This window comes from Kocuria tytonicola (assembly GCF_003687175.1).
In the GTDB taxonomy this organism is placed as follows: domain Bacteria; phylum Actinomycetota; class Actinomycetes; order Actinomycetales; family Micrococcaceae; genus Kocuria; species Kocuria tytonicola.
In genome coordinates this window covers 561227-579745 of the sequence record NZ_RDEX01000001.1, presented here as the reverse complement: position 1 = coordinate 579745, position 18519 = coordinate 561227, and the positions used below count along the sequence as shown (strand labels likewise).

13 protein-coding genes are annotated in these 18519 nt (G+C 70.4%); 6 read left to right on the top strand and 7 right to left on the bottom strand.

The window, feature by feature from the left end; genetic code table 11:
* The first annotated feature begins 223 nt into the window (after positions 1-223).
* A complete protein-coding gene (locus EAE32_RS02565; protein ID WP_121845763.1) occupies positions 224-1474 on the top strand; it encodes a YkvI family membrane protein in 1251 nt (416 codons plus the stop codon).
* 144 nt (positions 1475-1618) lie between these two features.
* Here the strand turns inward: EAE32_RS02565 and EAE32_RS02560 are convergent, their stop codons facing one another.
* Both EAE32_RS02560 and ilvD read right to left on the bottom strand, forming a co-directional pair.
* On the bottom strand, positions 1619-3106 hold the full coding sequence (locus EAE32_RS02560; protein WP_121845764.1) for an alanine/glycine:cation symporter family protein: 1488 nt from the start codon (positions 3104-3106) through the stop codon (positions 1619-1621).
* A 160-nt stretch (positions 3107-3266) separates the two neighbouring features.
* A complete protein-coding gene (gene ilvD, locus EAE32_RS02555) occupies positions 3267-5105 on the bottom strand; it encodes a dihydroxy-acid dehydratase (RefSeq protein ID WP_121864087.1) in 1839 nt (612 codons plus the stop codon).
* 497 nt (positions 5106-5602) lie between these two features.
* On the opposite strand from ilvD, the gene EAE32_RS02550 reads away from it, so the two are divergent.
* Positions 5603-7129, top strand: coding sequence for a gluconokinase (locus EAE32_RS02550; RefSeq protein WP_121864086.1), 1527 nt, complete (start codon positions 5603-5605; stop codon positions 7127-7129).
* A 396-nt stretch (positions 7130-7525) separates the two neighbouring features.
* Here EAE32_RS02550 and bioD read toward each other — a convergent pair whose 3' ends face one another.
* The 4 genes from bioD to bioB form a co-directional block, all read right to left on the bottom strand.
* A complete protein-coding gene (gene bioD, locus EAE32_RS02545; protein ID WP_121864085.1) occupies positions 7526-8347 on the bottom strand; it encodes an ATP-dependent dethiobiotin synthetase BioD in 822 nt (273 codons plus the stop codon).
* Positions 8348-8548: 201 nt separating this feature from the next.
* Positions 8549-9742, bottom strand: a complete 1194-nt coding sequence (locus EAE32_RS02540) for an 8-amino-7-oxononanoate synthase (protein WP_243635546.1) — start codon at positions 9740-9742, stop codon at positions 8549-8551.
* Positions 9743-9809: 67 nt separating this feature from the next.
* Entirely contained in the window at positions 9810-11225 is a 1416-nt protein-coding gene (gene bioA, locus EAE32_RS02535; RefSeq protein ID WP_121864084.1) for an adenosylmethionine--8-amino-7-oxononanoate transaminase, read from the bottom strand.
* The gene (gene bioB, locus EAE32_RS02530; RefSeq protein WP_121845769.1) at positions 11218-12684 is read right to left on the bottom strand and encodes a biotin synthase BioB; all 1467 of its coding nucleotides are present in this window, start codon (positions 12682-12684) and stop codon (positions 11218-11220) included. Before bioB ends, bioA begins: the two co-directional genes overlap by 8 nt.
* Before the next feature lie 156 nt (positions 12685-12840).
* Here bioB and EAE32_RS02525 point away from each other — a divergent pair, with 156 nt between their 5' ends.
* The 4 genes from EAE32_RS02525 (at position 12841) to mmsB (ending at position 16859) form a co-directional block, all read left to right on the top strand.
* Positions 12841-13368 carry a TetR family transcriptional regulator gene (locus EAE32_RS02525; RefSeq protein WP_121864083.1) on the top strand — a complete coding sequence of 176 codons (528 nt, stop codon included), beginning with the start codon at positions 12841-12843 and terminating at the stop codon, positions 13366-13368.
* Between the two features lie 307 nt (positions 13369-13675).
* Positions 13676-14173 carry a GNAT family N-acetyltransferase gene (locus EAE32_RS02520; RefSeq protein WP_121864082.1) on the top strand — a complete coding sequence of 166 codons (498 nt, stop codon included), beginning with the start codon at positions 13676-13678 and terminating at the stop codon, positions 14171-14173.
* A 291-nt stretch (positions 14174-14464) separates the two neighbouring features.
* Positions 14465-15865, top strand: a complete 1401-nt coding sequence (locus EAE32_RS02515; protein WP_121864081.1) for an MFS transporter — start codon at positions 14465-14467, stop codon at positions 15863-15865.
* A 73-nt stretch (positions 15866-15938) separates the two neighbouring features.
* Positions 15939-16859 (top strand): 3-hydroxyisobutyrate dehydrogenase, encoded by a 921-nt coding sequence (gene mmsB / locus EAE32_RS02510; protein WP_121864080.1) that lies wholly within the window; start codon positions 15939-15941, stop codon positions 16857-16859.
* Positions 16860-17077: 218 nt separating this feature from the next.
* On the opposite strand, the gene EAE32_RS02505 is transcribed toward mmsB, so the two are convergent.
* Complete coding sequence (locus EAE32_RS02505) at positions 17078-18508, bottom strand: short-chain fatty acid transporter (protein WP_424321728.1); 1431 nt, start codon at positions 18506-18508, stop codon at positions 17078-17080.
* Positions 18509-18519: the final 11 nt, after the last annotated feature.

Sequence of the window (18519 nt, the reverse complement as noted above, 5' to 3'; positions counted from 1 at the left end):
CTACAGCCCTCCGGGGTGGGATCGGGAGCGGGCATGCCCTCGTCGGCTCACTCCAGCCGCAGCACCACGGCTGCTCCTCCGCTCGTTGCCGATGTCCGTGCCGAGTATGCCACCGGGTCCCGGCTCAGCCCGGGGCACCCGTGTTCTCTATGCTTGGCCGAGAGGTTCGCCCGGCGCGGGGCACGTCAGCGCGCCATCCCACCACTTCCGAGGAGTCACTTCCGTGTCAGTCAAGAAAACCCTTCAGGTCGCCCTGGCCTTCATCGGCCTCATGGTGGGTGCAGGTTTCGCCACGGGCCAGGAAGTCATCCAGTACTTCGTGTCCTTCGGGGTGTGGGGCCTGGCGGGTGCGCTCGTCGCCGGGATCCTGATGATCACCGCCGGCGCGGTCATCATCAACATCGGCAGCTACTTCCTGGCGGACGAGCACCTGGGAGTGTTCCGCTCGGTCTCGGCGCCGGTGGTCTCCCGGTTCCTGGACATCACCGTCTCCCTGACGCTGCTGGCCATGGGCATCGTGATGCTCGCCGGCGCCGGGTCCACCCTGGAGCAGCAGTTCGGTCTGCCGGCGTGGATCGGGGCCCTGATCATGGTGGTCCTGGTGATGCTCACCGGGCTGCTGGACGTCAACAAGGTCACCAACATCATCTCCGCCGTCACCCCCGTGATCTTTCTGGCGGTCATCGTGGCGTTCGTCTACACCCTGATGCAGCTGCCCGTGGACCTGGGCGCCATGAGCGACCTGGCCGTCCAGGCGGACTCGCCCGTGAGCCCGTGGTGGTTCTCCGCCATCAACTACACCTGCATGGCGCTCATGCTGGGCGTCTCCATGTCCCTGATGATCGGTGGCAACACCCTGGACCCCCGGGACGCCGGGCGCGGCGGGCTGCTGGGCGGCGTGGTCTACACGGTCCTGCTGTGCATGAACGCGTTCGCGCTGCTCGTGAACTTCGATGCCGTGGGGGATGCAGACGTCCCCATGCTCAAGCTCTTCGAGACCATGCACCCCGTGGCCTCGATCGCCATGGTGTTCGTGACGTTCGTGATGATCTACAACACCACCATCAGTATGTTCTACGCCCTGGGCCGTCGCGTGACGGTCAACCACCGCAAGCGCTACGTCCCGGTGTTCCTGGGGATCTGCGCGGTGGGCTACGTGGTCAGCCTGGTGGGCTTCGGCACCCTCATGAGCGTGGTGTACCCGGTGATCGGCTACGTGGGCATGGTGCTGGTGGTCGTCATGTTCGTGTGGTGGTTCCGCAACCGCTCCAAGATCCGCGAGGAGGCCGGGCGGCGCACCCGCATCCGCGCGCTGCTCACCAAGCGCGGTGACGACAGCAAGGAGTTCTCCGAGTACAACGAGACCCAGCTTCGCGGCGCCACCGACGACTCCCCCGTGGACAACGAGGCCCTCACCGGCGCCATCGAGACCCAGGTCAAGCGTGACCTCGGGGAGGGCAAGCAGAAATCGTGAGCGCTCGGCACGGCCCCCCAGACGGCCGAGCCACGCCACACCGCTGAATGCGCGAAAGCCCCCGGCACCCGCCGGGGGCTTTCGCGTGGGGCGAGCGGGCGGCGTCGTCGTCCGGGGCGCGGAGGACGACGCCGCCCGGGCGGGTCAGCCGCGCGGGGCGGCCTTGTCGCGGTCGCGCTGCTCCCAAAAGATGGGCAGGGTCACGGTGTCCGTGCCGTCCCACGCGGAGAGGCCGCGGATGCCGGGGACGTCCCCCGCCTTGAACACGGGCTCCACACCGGCCTTGCGCTGCTCCATGTAGTTCTGCAGCACCTTCACCGCCACGCCCGCGAGCATGACCAGGGCGATCAGGTTCAGCGTGGCCATGAACGCCATGAACAGGTCCGCGAGCGACCACACGAGGTCCAGGGCCAGGACGGATCCCATGAACACGCTCACCAGCACGGCGAAGCGGTACACGTTCATGGCCAGCTTGGACGGGGTCATGAAGCGGACGTTGGACTCGCCGTAGTAGTAGTTCCCGATCACCGAGGACCACGCGAACATGAAGATCGCAATGGTCAGGAAGTGGACGGCCCAGTCCCCCAGCTGCATGCCCAGGGCGGTCTGCGTGAGGGACGCGCCCTGACGCTTGTCCCCGAACGCGGGGTTGGACAGCAGCACGATGAACGCGGTCACCGAGCACACGAGCATGGTGTCGAAGAAGACGCCCAGGGACTGCACGAAACCCTGCTTGGCGGGGTGGGAGATGGACGCGGTGGCGCCGGCGTTCGGGGCGGAGCCCATGCCGGCCTCGTTGGAGAACAGGCCGCGCTTCATGCCCTGGATGATCACGCCGATCAGACCGCCGGTCACGAACTCGCGGATGCCGAACGCGCCCTCGATGATCATGGCGAGCACGGCGGGGACCTCGGTGATGTTCAGGACCACCACGAGCAGGCCCAGGACCAGGTACAGCACCGCCATGACGGGGACCAGGACCTGGGTGACCGAGGAGATGGAGCGGATGCCGCCGAAGATCACGGCCGCGGTCAGCGCCACGACCGCGAGGCCCAGCACCACGCGCAGCCAGGTGTTCTGGCCGTCGCTCACGTCCACGTTGAAGGAACCGCTCACGGCGTCCACGATCGAGTTGGACTGCACGGAGTTGAACACGAAGCCGTAGGTCACGGTGATGATGACGGCGAAGAGCACGCCCATCCAGCGCTTGTTGAGCCCGCGCTCCATGTAGTACGCCGGGCCGCCCACGTAGCCGTCCGCGGTCTTGACCTTGTAGAGCTGGCCCAGCAGGGACTCCGCGAACGCGCTGGCCGCGCCGATTGCGGCAATGACCCACATCCAGAAGACGGCGCCGGGCCCGCCCAGGGTGATGGCGATGGCCACACCGGCGATGTTGCCGGTGCCCACACGGGCGGCCGCGGAGACCGTGAACGCCCGGAACGAGGAGATGCCCTTGCGGCCACCCTCCTCACCGGCGGGGTCCGTGAGGACGCGGAACATCTCCGGGATGCCGCGCAGCTGGATGGCCTTCGTGCGGATGGTCAGGTACAGGCCCACGCCGATGAGGACGGCGAAGACCACGTACCAGACGTATTCACCCACCGTTCCGACGAGTTCTGTCAGTGCTTCCATGAATGACTCCGGGATCTACGGGGAGCGCCCGGATCCCTGCGTGCGGCGTGCACGCGGCCCGGGCGGGAACGAGGAAAAGTGTGTGCTGTCGCACCGATTCAGGACACAGTATCGGATTCCCGCCCGGGCCGAGGTCATACCCCGGCGGCTGCGCGCGGGCTCAGTCCTCGACCACCCGCACCGCGCCCTTGTCCGCGCTGGTCACCATGGAGGCGTACGCCCGCAGCGCCTTGGAGACCCTGCGCTCCCGCGGCCTGGTGGGCTTCCAGGGGGCGTCCCCCTTCTCCTGCCGACGCCGCGCGAGCTCGGCATCGTCCACGTTGACCCGCAGCACCCGGTTCTCCACGTCGATCTCGATCTCGTCACCGTGCACGATGAGCCCCACGGCCCCGCCCGCGGCGGCCTCCGGGGAGATGTGCCCGATGGACAGCCCGGAGGTGCCGCCGGAGAACCGGCCGTCCGTGATGAGTGCGCACTTCTTCCCCAGGCCCAGGCCCTTGAGGTAGCTGGTGGGGTACAGCATCTCCTGCATCCCGGGCCCGCCCTTGGGGCCCTCGTACGCGATGACGACGATGTCCCCCTCCTTCACGTTCTTGGAGAGGATCTCGTGCACGGCCTCGTCCTGGGACTCCACCACGAACGCGCGGCCCGTGAAGTGGAACAGCTCCGGGTCGATGCCCGCGGTCTTGATGACGGCGCCGTCCTCCGCGATGTTGCCGAACAGCACGCACAGCCCGCCCTCCGCGGTGTAGGCGTGCGCCACGGAGCGGATGCAGCCCTCGGTGGCGTCCACGTCGTGATCCTCGTACTCGTTGGCCTGCGAGAACGCCTGGGTGGTGCGCACCCCGCCGGGCGCGGCCAGGAAGAACTCCCTGGCCTCCTCCGAGGCCTGGCCGGAGCGGATGTCCCACTCGTCCAGCCACTCGCCCATGGTCTGGGAGTGCACGGTGTGGACGTGCTCGTTGAGCAGCCCCCCGCGGCGCAGCTCGCCCAGGATCGCGGGGATGCCGCCCGCGCGGTGCACGTGCTCGATGTGGAACTTGGTGGAGTTCGGGGCCACCTTCGCGAGGCACGGGACGCGGCGGGAGAGGGCGTCGATGTCCGAGAGGGTGAAGTCCACCCCCGCCTCCTGCGCGGCGGCCAGGATGTGCAGCACGGTGTTGGTGGACCCGCCCATGGCCACGTCCAGGGCCATGGCGTTCTCGAACGCGGCCTTGGTGGCGATGCTGCGGGGCAGCACGGACTCATCGTCCTGCTCGTAGTACTTCGTGGCGGACTCCACCGCACGGCGTCCGGCCTCCAGGAACAGCCGCTTGCGGTTGACGTGGGTGGCCAGCGTGGTGCCGTTGCCGGGCAGGGAGAGCCCCAGCGCCTCGGTGAGGCAGTTCATGGAGTTGGCGGTGAACATCCCGGAGCACGAGCCGCACGTGGGGCACGCGTTCTCCTCGATCTGGGCCAGCTGCGCGTCCGTGACGGACTCGTCCACGGCCAGGGACATGGCGTCCACCAGGTCCACGCGGTGCTCCACCACGCCCTCCACGCCCTCGCCGGACTCCATGGGGCCGCCGGAGACGAACACCACGGGGATGTTCAGCCGCAGTGCCGCCATGAGCATGCCCGGGGTGATCTTGTCGCAGTTGGAGATGCACACCAGGGCGTCCGCGCAGTGCGCGTTGACCATGTACTCCACGGAGTCCGCGATGATGTCCCGCGAGGGCAGCGAGTACAGCATGCCGTCGTGGCCCATGGCGATGCCGTCATCCACCGCAATGGTGTTGAACTCCTTGGCCACGCCCCCGGCCTCCTGGACGGCGGACGCCACCAGGTCACCCATGTTCTTGAGGTGCACGTGGCCCGGGACGAACTGCGTGAAAGAGTTCGCGATCGCCACGATCGGCTTGCCGAAGTCCTCGCTCCCCATGCCGGTGGCACGCCAGAGAGCGCGCGCCCCCGCCATGTTGCGGCCGGTGGTGGACGTTGCTGAACGCAGCTGCGGCACTGCGACTCCTTCCCGAGGAACTGGCCGGGGCGGGCGCCTCACGGGCCGCCGCCTCCCGGCACACAGATTGCGTCCCAGACTACGCGCGGCCCCCGACCCGGTTTCACATTCCGGTCACACATCTCACATCCCGGACCTGCTTTCCTGCGCGCCCCGACTCCCCGCACGACGACGCCGCCCCGCCGGCTCCCCGGGGCAGCACCCTTCCCCACGGCGCGCCGACCCCGAAAGACCACACCCCTTCCCTCGCTGCACCGCGAACACCGGGGCCGAAGCAGCCCGTCACCCGCCCACCGCGCGGTGCGCAAAGAACCGAGGGGCCACGCCGACGACTGTGCGGTGCGCGGAGAGCCGGGGAGCGGCGTCGTCCGCCGTGCCGAGCGCGTGAGGTCCGCGAGCGGCGTCGTTCCCGGAGCCGTGGGCCGCGCCTGCCGGGGCCGTTCCTACACTGGACGGGAACCACAGCACCGAGGCGTACGCGCGGGGAGCAGGACGAGATGGGCAAGCACAGGAAGACGCCGCAGCCGGAGGACGGTGCGGACTTCGCCGTGGACCTGGGGGAGGCGAGGGACCCGCTGGTGATGACGCTGGACATCGGCTCCACCGCCACCCGCGGCTCGCTGTACGACGCCACGGGGACGCCCGTGCGCCACTACCGGGACAAGATCCCGCACGCGTTCACCACCACCGGGGACGGCACCTCGGTGATGGACCCGGACCAGGTCACCGGCGAGATCGCGGAGCTGCTGGACCGCGTGTGCGACCGGCCGGAGCTCGCGGGGCGGGTGCGCGGCGTCGGCCTGGACTCCTTCGCGTCCTCCCTGGTGGGCGTGGACGCCGAGGGCAGCGCGGTGACCGAGTGCTTCACGTACGCGGACTCCCGGTGCGCACCGCAGCTGGCGCGGCTGCGGGAGGAGCTGGACGAGCTCGAGGTGCAGCAGAAGATGGGCGCGCGGCTGCACACGAGCTACCTGGCGCCGCGCTTCCGGTGGCTCGCGGAGACCCGGCCGGAGGTGTTCGCGTCCGCCACGCGCTGGCTGAGCATCGGCGAGTACGCGTGGCTGCGGCTGCTCGGCACCACCGCCGCAGGGACAGCAACCGCCGCGTGGACGGGGCTGCTCAACCGACGCTCCGGAAACTGGGACCAGCGAATGCTGCGCGCGGCGGGGATTCCCGAGGAGAAGCTGTCCCCGATCCTCGAACCCCACGAGCCGCTGCCGGACGTGGACCCGGAGCGCACCGCCCGCTGGCGGGGACTGTCCGGGGCGCAGTGGTTCGCGCCGGTCGCGGACGGGCTGTGCGCGAACATCGGCGTGGGCGGTACGGACGAGCGCACCATCGTGGCGTCCGCCGCCACCTCCGGGGCCATGCGCGTGCTGCTGCACCACCGGCCGCAGGACATTCCGCCGGGACTGTGGTGCTACCGCATCGACTCCGCCCGCTGCCTGCTGGGCGGGGCGCTCAACGACGTGGGCCGGGCCGTCTCCTGGCTGCAGGACACCCTGGCGCTGGACGACGCGGTGCTCAACGACATCGCGGCGGCCCCTGTCTCCCCCGACACCCCGGGGGTGCTGCCCTTCCTCACCGGCGAGCGCTCCACGGGCTGGGCGGGCAGCGCCCGTGCGGTCTTCGCGGACGTCTCCGCGGCCACCGATGCACCGGCCATGGCCCGCGGGATGCTCGAGGGGATCGCAGGGTCCTACCGCCGTGTGTCCGACGAGCTGGGGCAGGCGGCACCGCATGTGGAGCGGGTCATCACGGCGGGACGGGTCACACAGGAGCTGCCGTCGTGGCTGCAGATCCTCGGCGACTACCTGGACACCCCGGTGATCCACCAGACCATGAAGCGCTCCACGTGCCGTGGGAACGCCCTGCTCATGCTGGAGTCCCTGGCCCCCGATGTGGAGCGCTCCGCCCCGGAACCAGCGGGCACATACTCCCCGCGCGAGGCGGCGCAGGAGCGCTACCGGGCGGTCCACGAACGCTTCGAGCGGCTCTACGACGCGCTGGTGGCGAGTCGCTGACCGCGGGGAGTGGCACTTCGGATCGGCAGGGAGCCGCGGCCACCGTCAGTTCGCGCTGTCTAGCGGAGTAAAAGCAGATCCGGGGCCGCGATCCTGCGTTTACTGAGTTAGTGCACCGGCACTCTGCATGCTGACGGGCGCGGACCGGGCCCTGCCGTCCACCCCAGGATCAAGTGCAGCTTCTGCCATCCGGGGCGAGATTCCTGGCAACAGCTGCACTTAAGACTGCCGTGTCAAGCACGGAGAGGACGCCCGACCCCATCACCGCCGGTCTTCGACGCTTTCTGGTGGAGCAAATGCGGATTCGCGACCGGTTTTCTGCATCAGCTCCGTTGGTGCAACGGGGGCTTGGCGGGGAGAGCGGGGACGACGACGCCGCTCCACGCCTCCCCGGGGTCAGCCGGCCTGCGAGCCCCAGCCCGTCGGCACCGCGCCCAGCAGCGGGATGTGATTCCCCTGGATGGCGGGCAGGTCCGCCAGGTACTCCCGGTTGGACTCCTGCACCCGGTCCGGCTCACCGGGCCAGCTGCCGAGCACCACACCGGCCACGGCGACCCCGCGGTGCAGCAGGGCTTCCAGGCTCAGCAGCGTGTGGTTCAGCGTGCCCAGGTCCGGGCGGGCCACCAGCACCGTGCTCACCGGCGCCGGGCCAGTGGTGTCAGGGGTGCCCACCCGCCCGTCGGCCGCATCAGCCTGACGCACGGGGGCCGTTCCCTGGTTCATCGGCCACTGATCCACCGTCCCCCACGGAGCCACCCCCTGCAGCGCCACCGCCAGGTCCGCAATGGTGTGCCGGTCCCCGTCCAGTTCCACGAGCACACCGCCGCTACCCTCGACCAGCACGAGGTCGTGGGATTCCTGTAGTTCCAGGATTTTCGCCACGTGGGCAGAGATCGCCAGCAGCTCCACCCCGTCGATGGCCGCCGCGGGGGGTGGCGCCATGGGTTCGGTCAGCCGCTGCCCCTCCACAGTGGTGAGTGCCTCGGGGGGCATGCCTGCCGCGCGAGCCAGCCGTGCGACGTCGTGGACGTCGCCAGGATCGTCGCCGTGCATGCCGGTCTGCTGGGGCTTGTAGACGGCGATCCGCCGCCGGCCCGCGCACCACCCGGCCACGGCGAGTGCGGCGGTGGCGTAGGTCTTGCCCACGTCCGTGTCCGTGCCGGTGACCAGGACGGTGCGGCCCAGCGAGTTGGTGCTTCCGCTCAGCGGATTGTTCATGGGATCTCCTGTGTACTCGTGGGTGGGGTATTCAGACGGCGCGCCCCGCTGGGGGCACCTCGACAGGACGCGGCTGCGCGCGGGACACTCCCCGCGCTTCCCCGGCGGCGGCCGCCCGGCCGCTCGACGGATGGGCCGCAGGGCACCGGGCCGCCCGACCGCCGGGACCCAGCGGTGCACCGGGGACAGCCCGAGGAACCGTCATCCTGCCCGCGACACGTTTCCGAGGACCTCGCGGACGGTCTCCAGTGCCCCCGCCAGTTCTTGTAATTCCATGTTTCCCGGCGCGGTGATCCGGAGCCTGCTGATCCCGTCCGGCACCGAGGGCGGGCGGAAGCAGCCCACGGCCACGCCCCGTGCGCGGAGCTCGTCCGCGGCGCGCACCGCCAGTTCAGGAGTGCTCAGCGGGACCGACTGCACCGCCGCGCGGGCCAGCGGAATGCCCAGGGTGGCGGCCACGAACCGTGCCCGCTCGTGCAGCCTCTTGGACAGCTCCGGCTGCTCCCGCACGATCCGCGCCGCCCGGGCCGCGGCGGCAGCACTCGTGGGGGCCAGTGCGGTGTCGAAGATGAACGGGCGCGCCGTGTTCACCAGGTGCTCCCGCAGCGCCTCGGCCCCGAGCACGGCCCCGCCCTGCGCGCCGAGCGCCTTGGACAGGGTCAGGGTGAGCGCCACGTGCGGCGATCCGGCAAGGCCCAGCTCGTGGACGAGCCCGCGCCCGTGGCCCGCCACGCCGATGCCGTGCGCCTCGTCCACGAGCAGCAGGGCATTCCATTTCTGGCATGTCTCGGCCAGCTCCAGCAGCGGGGCATGGTCGCCCCACACCGAGTACACGGACTCCACCACCACGAGCGCGCGCGGCTCCGTCCGCTCGGCCAGCAGCTGCGCCACGTGTGCGACGTCCGAGTGCCGCGCGATCCGAACCGGCGAGCGGGAGAGACGTGCGCCGTCCACGAGGGATGCGTGCGCGTGGGCGTCCGAGACGATCAGCGTGTCCGCGTCCCCGAGCGCCGTGAGCACGCCGGTGTTGGCCGCGTACCCGCTCGAGAACGCGAGCGCCGCGGGCTGCCCGGTGAGCTCGCACAGCTCCCGCTCCAGCACCTCGTGGATCCCCAGGGTCCCCGTGACCAGGCGGGATGCCCGAGCCCCCGCGCCGTGCACGTCCAGGGCCTCGCGCGCCGCCGCCACGACCCGCGGGTCCCGGGAGAGCCCCAGGTAGTCGTTCGAGGCGAGGTCCACGCAGCGCCCGGGAAGTGTCCGCGGTCGACGCCGCAGGCCCGCCTCCTCGCGCCGCTCACGTCGGTCCCGGAGCCAGTCGTCGAGCGGACCTTCGGCATCCGCGGAAGAAGTGGCCCGGAGCTGCGGAACGGCCGCGTCGTCCATCGGGGAGATCATGCGCGACCCTCCGCTCCCGGGACTGGACGTGCGGGCGGCGTCGTGAACGCGTCCAGGCGGTGGGCCTTCATGCGCCCATCCCGTTCCCCGACGGTGCATCCGCCCCGTGGAGCCCGGCACCCCGGCCTGTGCTCGTGAGTTCCACTTCCTGCGCCGCACGCAGCAGGGCGTAGGCGATGGTGCGGAGCTCCTCCTCGGTGCACACGTAGGGCGGCATCGTGTAGAGCAGCCTGCCGAAGGGCCGGAACCACACTCCCTGTTCCAGTGCGGTGCGCGTGAGCAGCGCGGGATCGGGGGCATGGTGGAACTCGATGACCCCCACCGCCCCGAGCACCCGCACGTCCTTGACCGCGCGCAGGTCCGCGGCCACGGGCAGGATCTCCCGCAGGGTGCGCTCCGCCCGGGCGACGTCGTCGCGCCAGGTGTCCCGGAGCATGCGCACGGACTGCAGGGCCACCGCGCACGCGAGGGGGTTGGCCATGAACGTGGGGCCGTGCATGAGGGCCCGCTGCTCGGAGTCCGTGATGACCGCGCCCACCGCCTCGGACACGAGCACCGCCGCGAGCGACATGTAGCCCCCGGCCAGCGCCTTGCCCACGCACATCACATCCGGGACCACGTCCGCCCACTCGCTCGCGAACCACCGTCCGGTGCGTCCGAACCCCGTGGCGATCTCGTCCACGATGAGCACGAGGTCCAGCTCGTCCGCCAGTTCCCGCAGCACCCGCAGGCACCGGGGGTCGTAGGTGCGCATCCCGCCCGCGCCCTGCAGCACGGGTTCCACGATGATTCCCGCGAGCTCGTCGCTGTGCCCCCGGGCCGTGGCGCGCACGTCCGCGATCCACCGCTGCACCGCCGCGTCGTCGGACTCCCAGGTCCGCCCGTCCGGGGTGGCCGCCGCGGGCGGGGGCGCCACGAACAGCTGCTCGGCCACGAGCCCCGAGAACTCGGCGTGCATCCCGCCCTCCGGGTCGCACACGCTCATGGCCCCGGTGGTGTCCCCGTGGTAGCCGCCGCGCACCGTGAGGATGCGGCGCCTCTCGGGGCGCCCCCGGGCTGCCTGGTACTGCACCGCCAGCTTCAGCGCGACCTCCACGCTCACGGACCCGGAGTCCGCGAAGAACACGTGCTGCAGCTCGGGAGGCGTGACCTCCACCAGCAGCTCCCCGAGCTCCACCGCGGGACGGTGCGTCAGACCTCCGAACATCACGTGCGAGAACTCGGTGATCTGGTCCACGGCCGCGCGATCCAGCTCGGGGTTGCGGTAGCCGTGGACCGCGCACCACCAGGACGCCATCCCGTCCAGGGCCTGCACCCGCTCCCCCTCCGGGGTCACGAGCGTGAGCGCCACGCCCTGCGCGGCCTCCACGGTGTACGGCGCGGGGCCGTCGAGCGCCTCGTAGGGGTGCCACAGCAGACCGCGGTCCCGCTCGGCAAGACTTTCCCCCGCAGGCATGTTGTCCGCCGTGCCGGGCTCAGGCATTCGGTGCCACCGACGTCCCGGCACCACGACGCCGCACGGTCGGGCTCAGCTCGAGCCTCACCCGGGTCTCGTCCTCGTCGCGCTCGGGACCGTCGCCGGAGCTCAGCAGGGCGGCGAGCGCCGGGGAGACCTTTGCGGCGGTCGGCACCGACGACGCCGCCGCGCCGCGTTCGGGAACCGTGCCGTCCGCATCACGGGAACCGCGGCTGGTCAGGCCGTCAGCGGTGGGAGCGGCTCCCTTCACGGACGCTTCAGCGGAGGCGTTCTCCCCACGGGGCGCGGCGCCGCTGTCGGCAGCCGTGGTGGACCCGTCAGCGGAGGAACCCACCCCGCCGGACACAGTGGCGCCCCCGGAACCGGGGGCCGAGCCGCACGCGGAACCGCACGGCGTCGTCGTCCGCTCCGCCCTGCCCTGCTCCGCACCGGCCCCGTGGGCGGCGCTTGCGGGCACGGCGTCGGAGGCCCGCTCAGCATCCGGGCGGGCGCCCAGGACGGTGAACCCGGCGTCGGCGATCATGTCCAGGTCCGCCTGCGCGGCCTGGCCCTCGGAGGTGAGGTAGTCACCCAGGAAGAGGGAGTTGACCACGTGCAGGGCGAGGGGCTGCAACGAGCGCAGGTGCATCTCGCGGCCACCGGCCATGCGGATCTCCTTGTCCGGGCACACGAAGCGCACCACGGCGAGGATCTTCAGGCACTTCTGGGGGCTGAGCTGCCACGTGCCGGCCAGGGGCGTGCCCTCGAACGGCATGAGGAAGTTGACGGGCACGGAGTCCGAGCCCAGGTCCCGCAGGGCGAACACCGCCTCGATGAGCTGCTCGTCCGTCTCCTTCATGCCCACGATCAGCCCGGAGCACGGGGAGAGCCCCGCGTCCTTGGCGCGCTCCACGGTGTCCACGCGGTCCTGGTAGGTGTGGGTGGAGCAGATGGACTCGTAGTTGGACTCGGCGGTGTTGAGGTTGTGGTTGTAGGCGTCCACGCCCGCGCCGCTGAGCGTCTCCGCCTGGCCGTCCTTGAGCAGACCCAGGCACGCGCAGACCTCCACGTCCGGGTGCTGCTCCTTGAGCGCCTCGACCGTGCGGGTCACGTTGCCCACCTCACGGTTGGAGGGGCCGCGTCCGCTGGCCACCAGACACACGCGGCTCGCGCCACCCTTGATGCCGTACTCGGCCTGCTCCACGGCCTGCTCGGGGCTCAGCCACGAGTACTTGAGGATGTCCGTTCCGGCGTTCAGACGCTGCGAGCAGTAGCCGCAGTCCTCGGCGCACAGCCCGGACTTCAGGTTGACCAGGTAGTTCACCTTCACGGTCATGCCGAAGTGCTCGCGGCGCAGCCGACCCGCGGCGGCCACGAGATCCAGCATGCCGGGGTCGTCGGTGTGCAGCAGCTCGAGGGCTTCGTCCGGGGTCACGGGGTGGCCGGCGAGAACGCGCTCAGCCAGCTCGGCGGGGTTCTTGAACATTGTTCAATTATTGAACGGTGTTCAGGAAAGTCAATTCTCGGTGCGCTCCGCGTGCCGCGCGCGACTCCGCCGACGCCGCTCCGCCGGGCCGGTGGGAATCCGCTCGGTAGAGTTTCCGCGTGACCCGCTCCGGGCACACGAGCAGGGAGGAACGCCGTGGCACTGGACCGCGCTCAGGTGGTGGATGCCGCGTGGCACATCCTGCAGACCTACGGCCTGGGTGACCTCTCCATGCGACGCCTGGCCCGGGAGCTGGGGGTGCAGCCCGGAGCGCTCTACTGGCACGTGGCCAACAAGCAGGAGCTGCTGGCGGTGCTGGCCCAGCGGATGGTCGGCCCGCTTGAGACCTCCTCGATTCGCCCCGCCGGAGCCGCGGGCGACGACGCCGCAGCCCTCCTCCTCGTCGCCCGGTTCCGTTCCCTGGTGCTCGCCGTGCGGGACGGTGCCGACGTGGTGAGCGTGGCCCACGCCCTGGACCCGCTGGGGATGCAGCCCGTGCCCCTGCTCGTGACGGCCCTGACCAGCCAGGGCAGGAGTCCGGAGAACGCCGAGACGGTGGCCCTCACGCTGACCCGCTTCACCCTGGGCTCCGTCACCGCTCAGCAGACCCGTGAGTCCATGGAGCTGCCCACCGCCACCATGAGGGAGGAGTTCGAGGCGGGCGTGCGCGCGATCCTGGCGTAGCGGCGTCGTCACCCCCGCGCACAGGCTGTGGGGTGGAGCAAGAGCGGACCGGCGGGGCGCCAAACGGCCTTTGCTCCGTCAGTGCAACGGGACGAGCAGGCCTGCGACACCCTCTCGCAGCAGACGTCAGTCACAGGGGCTGGCGTGCGGGCACTGTGAAGTGGAGCAAATGCAGCACGGCGGCCTCAAAACCGCATCTGCTCCGTTATTGCACGGGGGGGTCGGGGGGGCGGCAGCTCCGTTCCGCACCGGGCACGGGTTGCAGACGGGGGTGTCCCACTGGGCGGGCAGCGGCCAGAATGACCGCATGACCACCGATACACCTTTCACCCTGCGGACACCCACGCCCGAGGACACCCTGGAGATCGCGGCGGTGCACGTGCAGACCTGGCGGGAGACCTACGCGGGGCTGGTCCCCGAGCGATTCTTCGGTGACGCGGCCCGGCAGGCCCGGCAGAAGCTGTGGACCCAGCTGCTCGCGGACCCAGCCGTACGCAGGGGAATCCATGTGGCCGAGGCGAACAACGCGGTCATCGGATTCGCGGGCACCGGGCGCCCCGCTGAGCCGGACCCCGCCCGCGAACGGGCCCTCCGCATGCTCTACGTGCTCCGTGAGCACCACGGCACGGGCGTGGGGCAGGCGCTGCTCGACGCTGCGCTCGGTGACCAGCCTGCCCAGCTGTGGGTGGCGGAGGCCAACCCGCGCGCCATCCGCTTCTACCAGCGCAACGGCTTCCGCGCGGACGGAACCGACCTGGTGGACCCCGCACTGGAGAACCTGCGAGAGATCCGCCTGGTGCGCTGAGACAGGACCCCGCCAGGGGCAGAACAACACCACTCGCCCCTGGCCGCGTCCCGGCCACCGGGCGCCGCGCCGGGACCGGAACCGGGACCGCCGTCCAAGGTCGCAGGCGCACCACGCCGCCCCTCCGACGTCGCCAGCCGGGCCACTGGCACAAACCTGCTCCCGGACTGTCAACGGTCCTGCCGGACGTGACATGCGACTGCACGCTGCCGTGATGTGCCGGGCGATGAGTCCGCCGCGTGCCACACTGACCGTGATCAACATCACATGGCCAGCGGCAAGGAGCACGAGATGAGCACAGCGGACGGGGCAGCCCCGCCGGTCGACCTGGACCCCAACGACAACGCGGAGACCCGCAGCGGTCTCAAGCGCGTGGTGCTCGCCTCGATGGCGGGCACGGTGGTGGAGTGGTACGAGTTCTTCCTCTTCGCCACGGCCTCCACCCTGGTCTTCGGGCCGCTGTTCTTCGTGGACACGGGCAACCCGTTGGACGGGATCATCAAAGCGTTCCTGATCTACGCGGTGGGATTCATCGCGCGCCCACTGGGCGGCATCGTGTTCGGGCACTTCGGGGACAAGTTCGGCCGCAAGCACCTGCTGCAGGTGGCCATCCTCCTGGTGGGCACCACCACGTTCCTCATGGGCTGCCTGCCCACGTTCCACCAGGTGGGCTACTGGGCGCCGGCACTGCTCGTGGTGCTGCGCTTCGCGCAGGGCTTCGCCGTGGGCGGCGAGTGGGGCGGTGCCGTGCTGCTGGTCGCAGAGCACTCCCCCAACAAGGAGCGCGGCTTCTGGGCCAGCTGGCCCCAGGCCGCCGTGCCCATGGGCAATCTATTCGCCACCGTGGTGCTGCTCATCCTGTCCCGCACGCTGAGCGACGCCCAGTTCCTGTCGTGGGGCTGGCGGGTGGGCTTCTGGCTGTCCGTGGTGATCGTGGCCATCGGCTACTACATCCGCACCCGGGTGACGGACGCCGCCATCTTCACGGAGACCCAGGAGGAGCTGATTGAGGAGAAGGGCGCCTCCTATGGAGTGGCCGAGGTCTTCCGCCGCTACCCCCGCGGAGTGTTCGGCGCCATGGGCATCCGCTTCGCGGAGAACATCCTGTACTACATCGTGGTCACGTTCTCCATCACGTACCTCTCCACCCAGCTGAAGATGAACACCTCCAACATCCTGCTGCTCCTGCTGATCGCACACATCGTGCACGTGATCATGGTGCCGCTCGTGGGTCGGCTCTCGGACCGGGTGGGTCGCCGTCCGGTCTATGCCGCTGGCGCGCTGCTTGCCATGGGCTGGGCGTTCGTCGCGTTCCCGCTGTTCGACACCCGCAACCAGTGGTTCATTCTCTCAGCGATCATCCTGGGTCTCGTGATCCACGCGTTCATGTATGCCGGGCAGCCCGCCATCATGGCCGAGATGTTCCCCACCCGCATGCGCTACTCGGGCGTCTCGCTGGGCTACCAGGTCACCTCGATCGTTGCCGGATCCCTGGCCCCCATCATTGCGACGTCGCTGCTGCGCCGCTTCGACTCATGGGTCCCCATCGCGATCTACATCGCTCTCGCGTGCGTGATCACCCTCGTCTCGGTGCTCACGCTCCGCGAGACGAAGGGCGTGTCCCTGCACGTGATCGACGCCGAGGACCGACGCCGCCTGGACGCCGAGCGGACCGGGGCCACCGCTTCCTGAGCCGCACCGCAGCCCGGACCTCGACGTCGGGCCGGCACCACCCCTCGAACCGCACCACGGAAGGACCACCGTCATGAGCACCATCACCTGGATCGGCCTGGGCCACATGGGAGCCCCGATGTCCGCCAACCTCGTAGCAACAGGCCACGAGGTGCGCGGCTTCGATCTCAGCGAGGCCGCGATGGCCACTGCCCGTGAGGGCGGCGTACAGACTTTCACCACCATGGCAGAGGCCCTGGATGGCGCCGAGGTGGTGATCACCATGGTCCCCAAGGGCGAGCACTCTCGAGCGGTCTACCTCGGGGAGAACGGTGTCCTCGCCCTGGCTCCCCGGGACGCACTTCTGATCGACAGCTCGACCATCGACGTGGCCACCGCCGAGGACCTGCACCGCGCAGCGTCCGAGGCCGGCTTCGCCTTCGTGGATGCCCCGGTCTCCGGCGGCATCAGCGGCGCGGCGGCCGGAAGTCTCACGTTCATGATCGGCGGGGAGGACGAACCCGTCCGGCGGGCTGCCGAGATCGTGGAGCCCATGGCCGGCCGTGTGGTGCACACCGGTGCGGCGGGATCCGGCCAGGCCGCAAAAATCGTGAACAACATGATGCTGTTCATCTGCCTGGAGGCCTGCTCCGAGGGCTCCGTGCTCGCGGACCGACTGGGCTTGGACCCGAAGGTCTTCTGGGAGATCGCCTCGGCCTCCTCCGGCAACTCGTGGGCCCTGCAGACCTGGTACCCCGTGCCGGGAATGACGGACTCCGCAGCCGCGAACAACAACTTCGACGCCACGTTCTCGGCCGCGCTGGCCACAAAAGACATCGGGCTGGCGCTGGCCGCCGGTGAGCAGACGGGCGTGAACCTGCCCGCGGCGGAGGTCGTGGCGCAGCGCTTCCAGCAGCTCGTCACGGACGGACTGGCGGACAAGGACTGCAGCCTGATCGCCAAGTACGCCGCTCCGGACGGCACCATCCCCGGGTGGGACCCCGAGAAGGACTGACCCCCGCCGAGGCACCTCAACGCCCAGAACGAACGGACCCGCACGATCCTCGAACCGGGCGGGTCCGTTCGTTGTGCGGCACAGGTAGTTTCGGGGCGGCGCGCGTCCGACGCCGCCTTCTGACGGAACCGGCCACGGCTCGCCAGGACCCTCGATTGGCACGGTGCCGCCCGGGCAGCAGGGGTGACGGCGCCCACCGGAGCGGCCCGGCGGTGTCGTCAGGCCCCAGCGCCCACCACGAGCATGGTGGCGCCGAAGACCACACCGGAAACGAGCAGCACCACGGTGGTGTATCCCAGGATGTCCCGGATCTTGAGCCCGGCGATCGCCAGCAGGGGCAGGGCCCAGAACGGCTGGATCATGTTGGTCCACTGGTCGCCGTACGCCACGGACATGATGATCACGGAGGGGTCCACGCCCAGACGGGCCGCGGCGTCGAGGAGGATGGGCGCCTGGATGGCCACCTGGCCGCCGCCGGACGGGACGAAGAAGTTGACGAGCCCGGCGGACAGGAACGCGAGGAGCCCGAGGGTCTGCGGGGTGGCCACCGCGACGATGGAGTCCGAGAGCACCTGGATGAGCCCCGTGGCCGTCATGATGCCCATGATCCCGGCGTAGAGCGGGAACTGCAGCAGGATGTCCCCCACGTTCGCGGCGGCGTTCTTCACGAGAGCCATGACCTCGAACGTGTTGCGGGACAGCAGGAAGATCAGCGCCAGGAACATCCAGTTCACGATGTTCAGGGTCACGGTGCCGCCACCGGTGAAGTGGATGACCAGGTACGCCACGAGCGCCAGGCCCACGAAGAGGGTGGGAATCCGCGAGGCGTCCAGGCGGTCGGCCGGGGCCTCGATGGCGGGCTCGGGGATCTGCTGCTCGGACTGGGCGAGCGCCTCGGCGGTGATGGTGTGGGAGGCGGGCACCGAGCGCGGGGCCACGAGCCACAGGGCGAGCGCCACCAGCACCACGGTGGCCACCGCGGCCGTCATGTTCCACCAGGAGAACGTGGTCTCGGAGATGGGGATCACGTGCCCCACCTGCTTCTCGATGAACGACCCGGGGGTCGCGGCCGTGAGGGGGCCGGAGCCGGAGTAGCCCATGTGCCACACGACCATGCCGGAGAAGCCCGCGGCCACCAGCATGGGGAAGCTCACGGGCGCGCGTCGGCGGGAGAACTCCGCCGCGACCTCGCGCGCGAGGAGCCCGCCCACCACCAGGCCGAAGCCCCACGTGATGAGGCAGGCCACCGCGGACACCACGAAGACGAACACGTATGCGGCCAGCGCGGTGCGGGGAACGGCAGCGAGCCGTCCGAGCAGCGCCCGCACGGGCCGGGTGCTGGCCAGCGCGTGGCCCAGCAGCAGCACGAGCGCCATCTGCGTCATGAACTCCAGGAGCCCGGAGAGCCCCTTGCCCCAGCCCTCGACCACGGTCACCGGGCCGGCGTCCGTGAGGAGCAGCGCCATCACGCCCACCACCCCGGTCAGCACGATCGCGAAGATCAGGGCCGAGGGGATGAAGCGCTCCACCACGTAGTTCACGGGTCGCATGGCGCGGGCCAGTGCAGGTTCGGAGGCCGGTGCGGGTTCCACGGTCACGGTGCGGGCGGACGACGCCGCGGGGCGAGGGGCGCGCTCGGGAGAGCTCATGGGGTCACCTC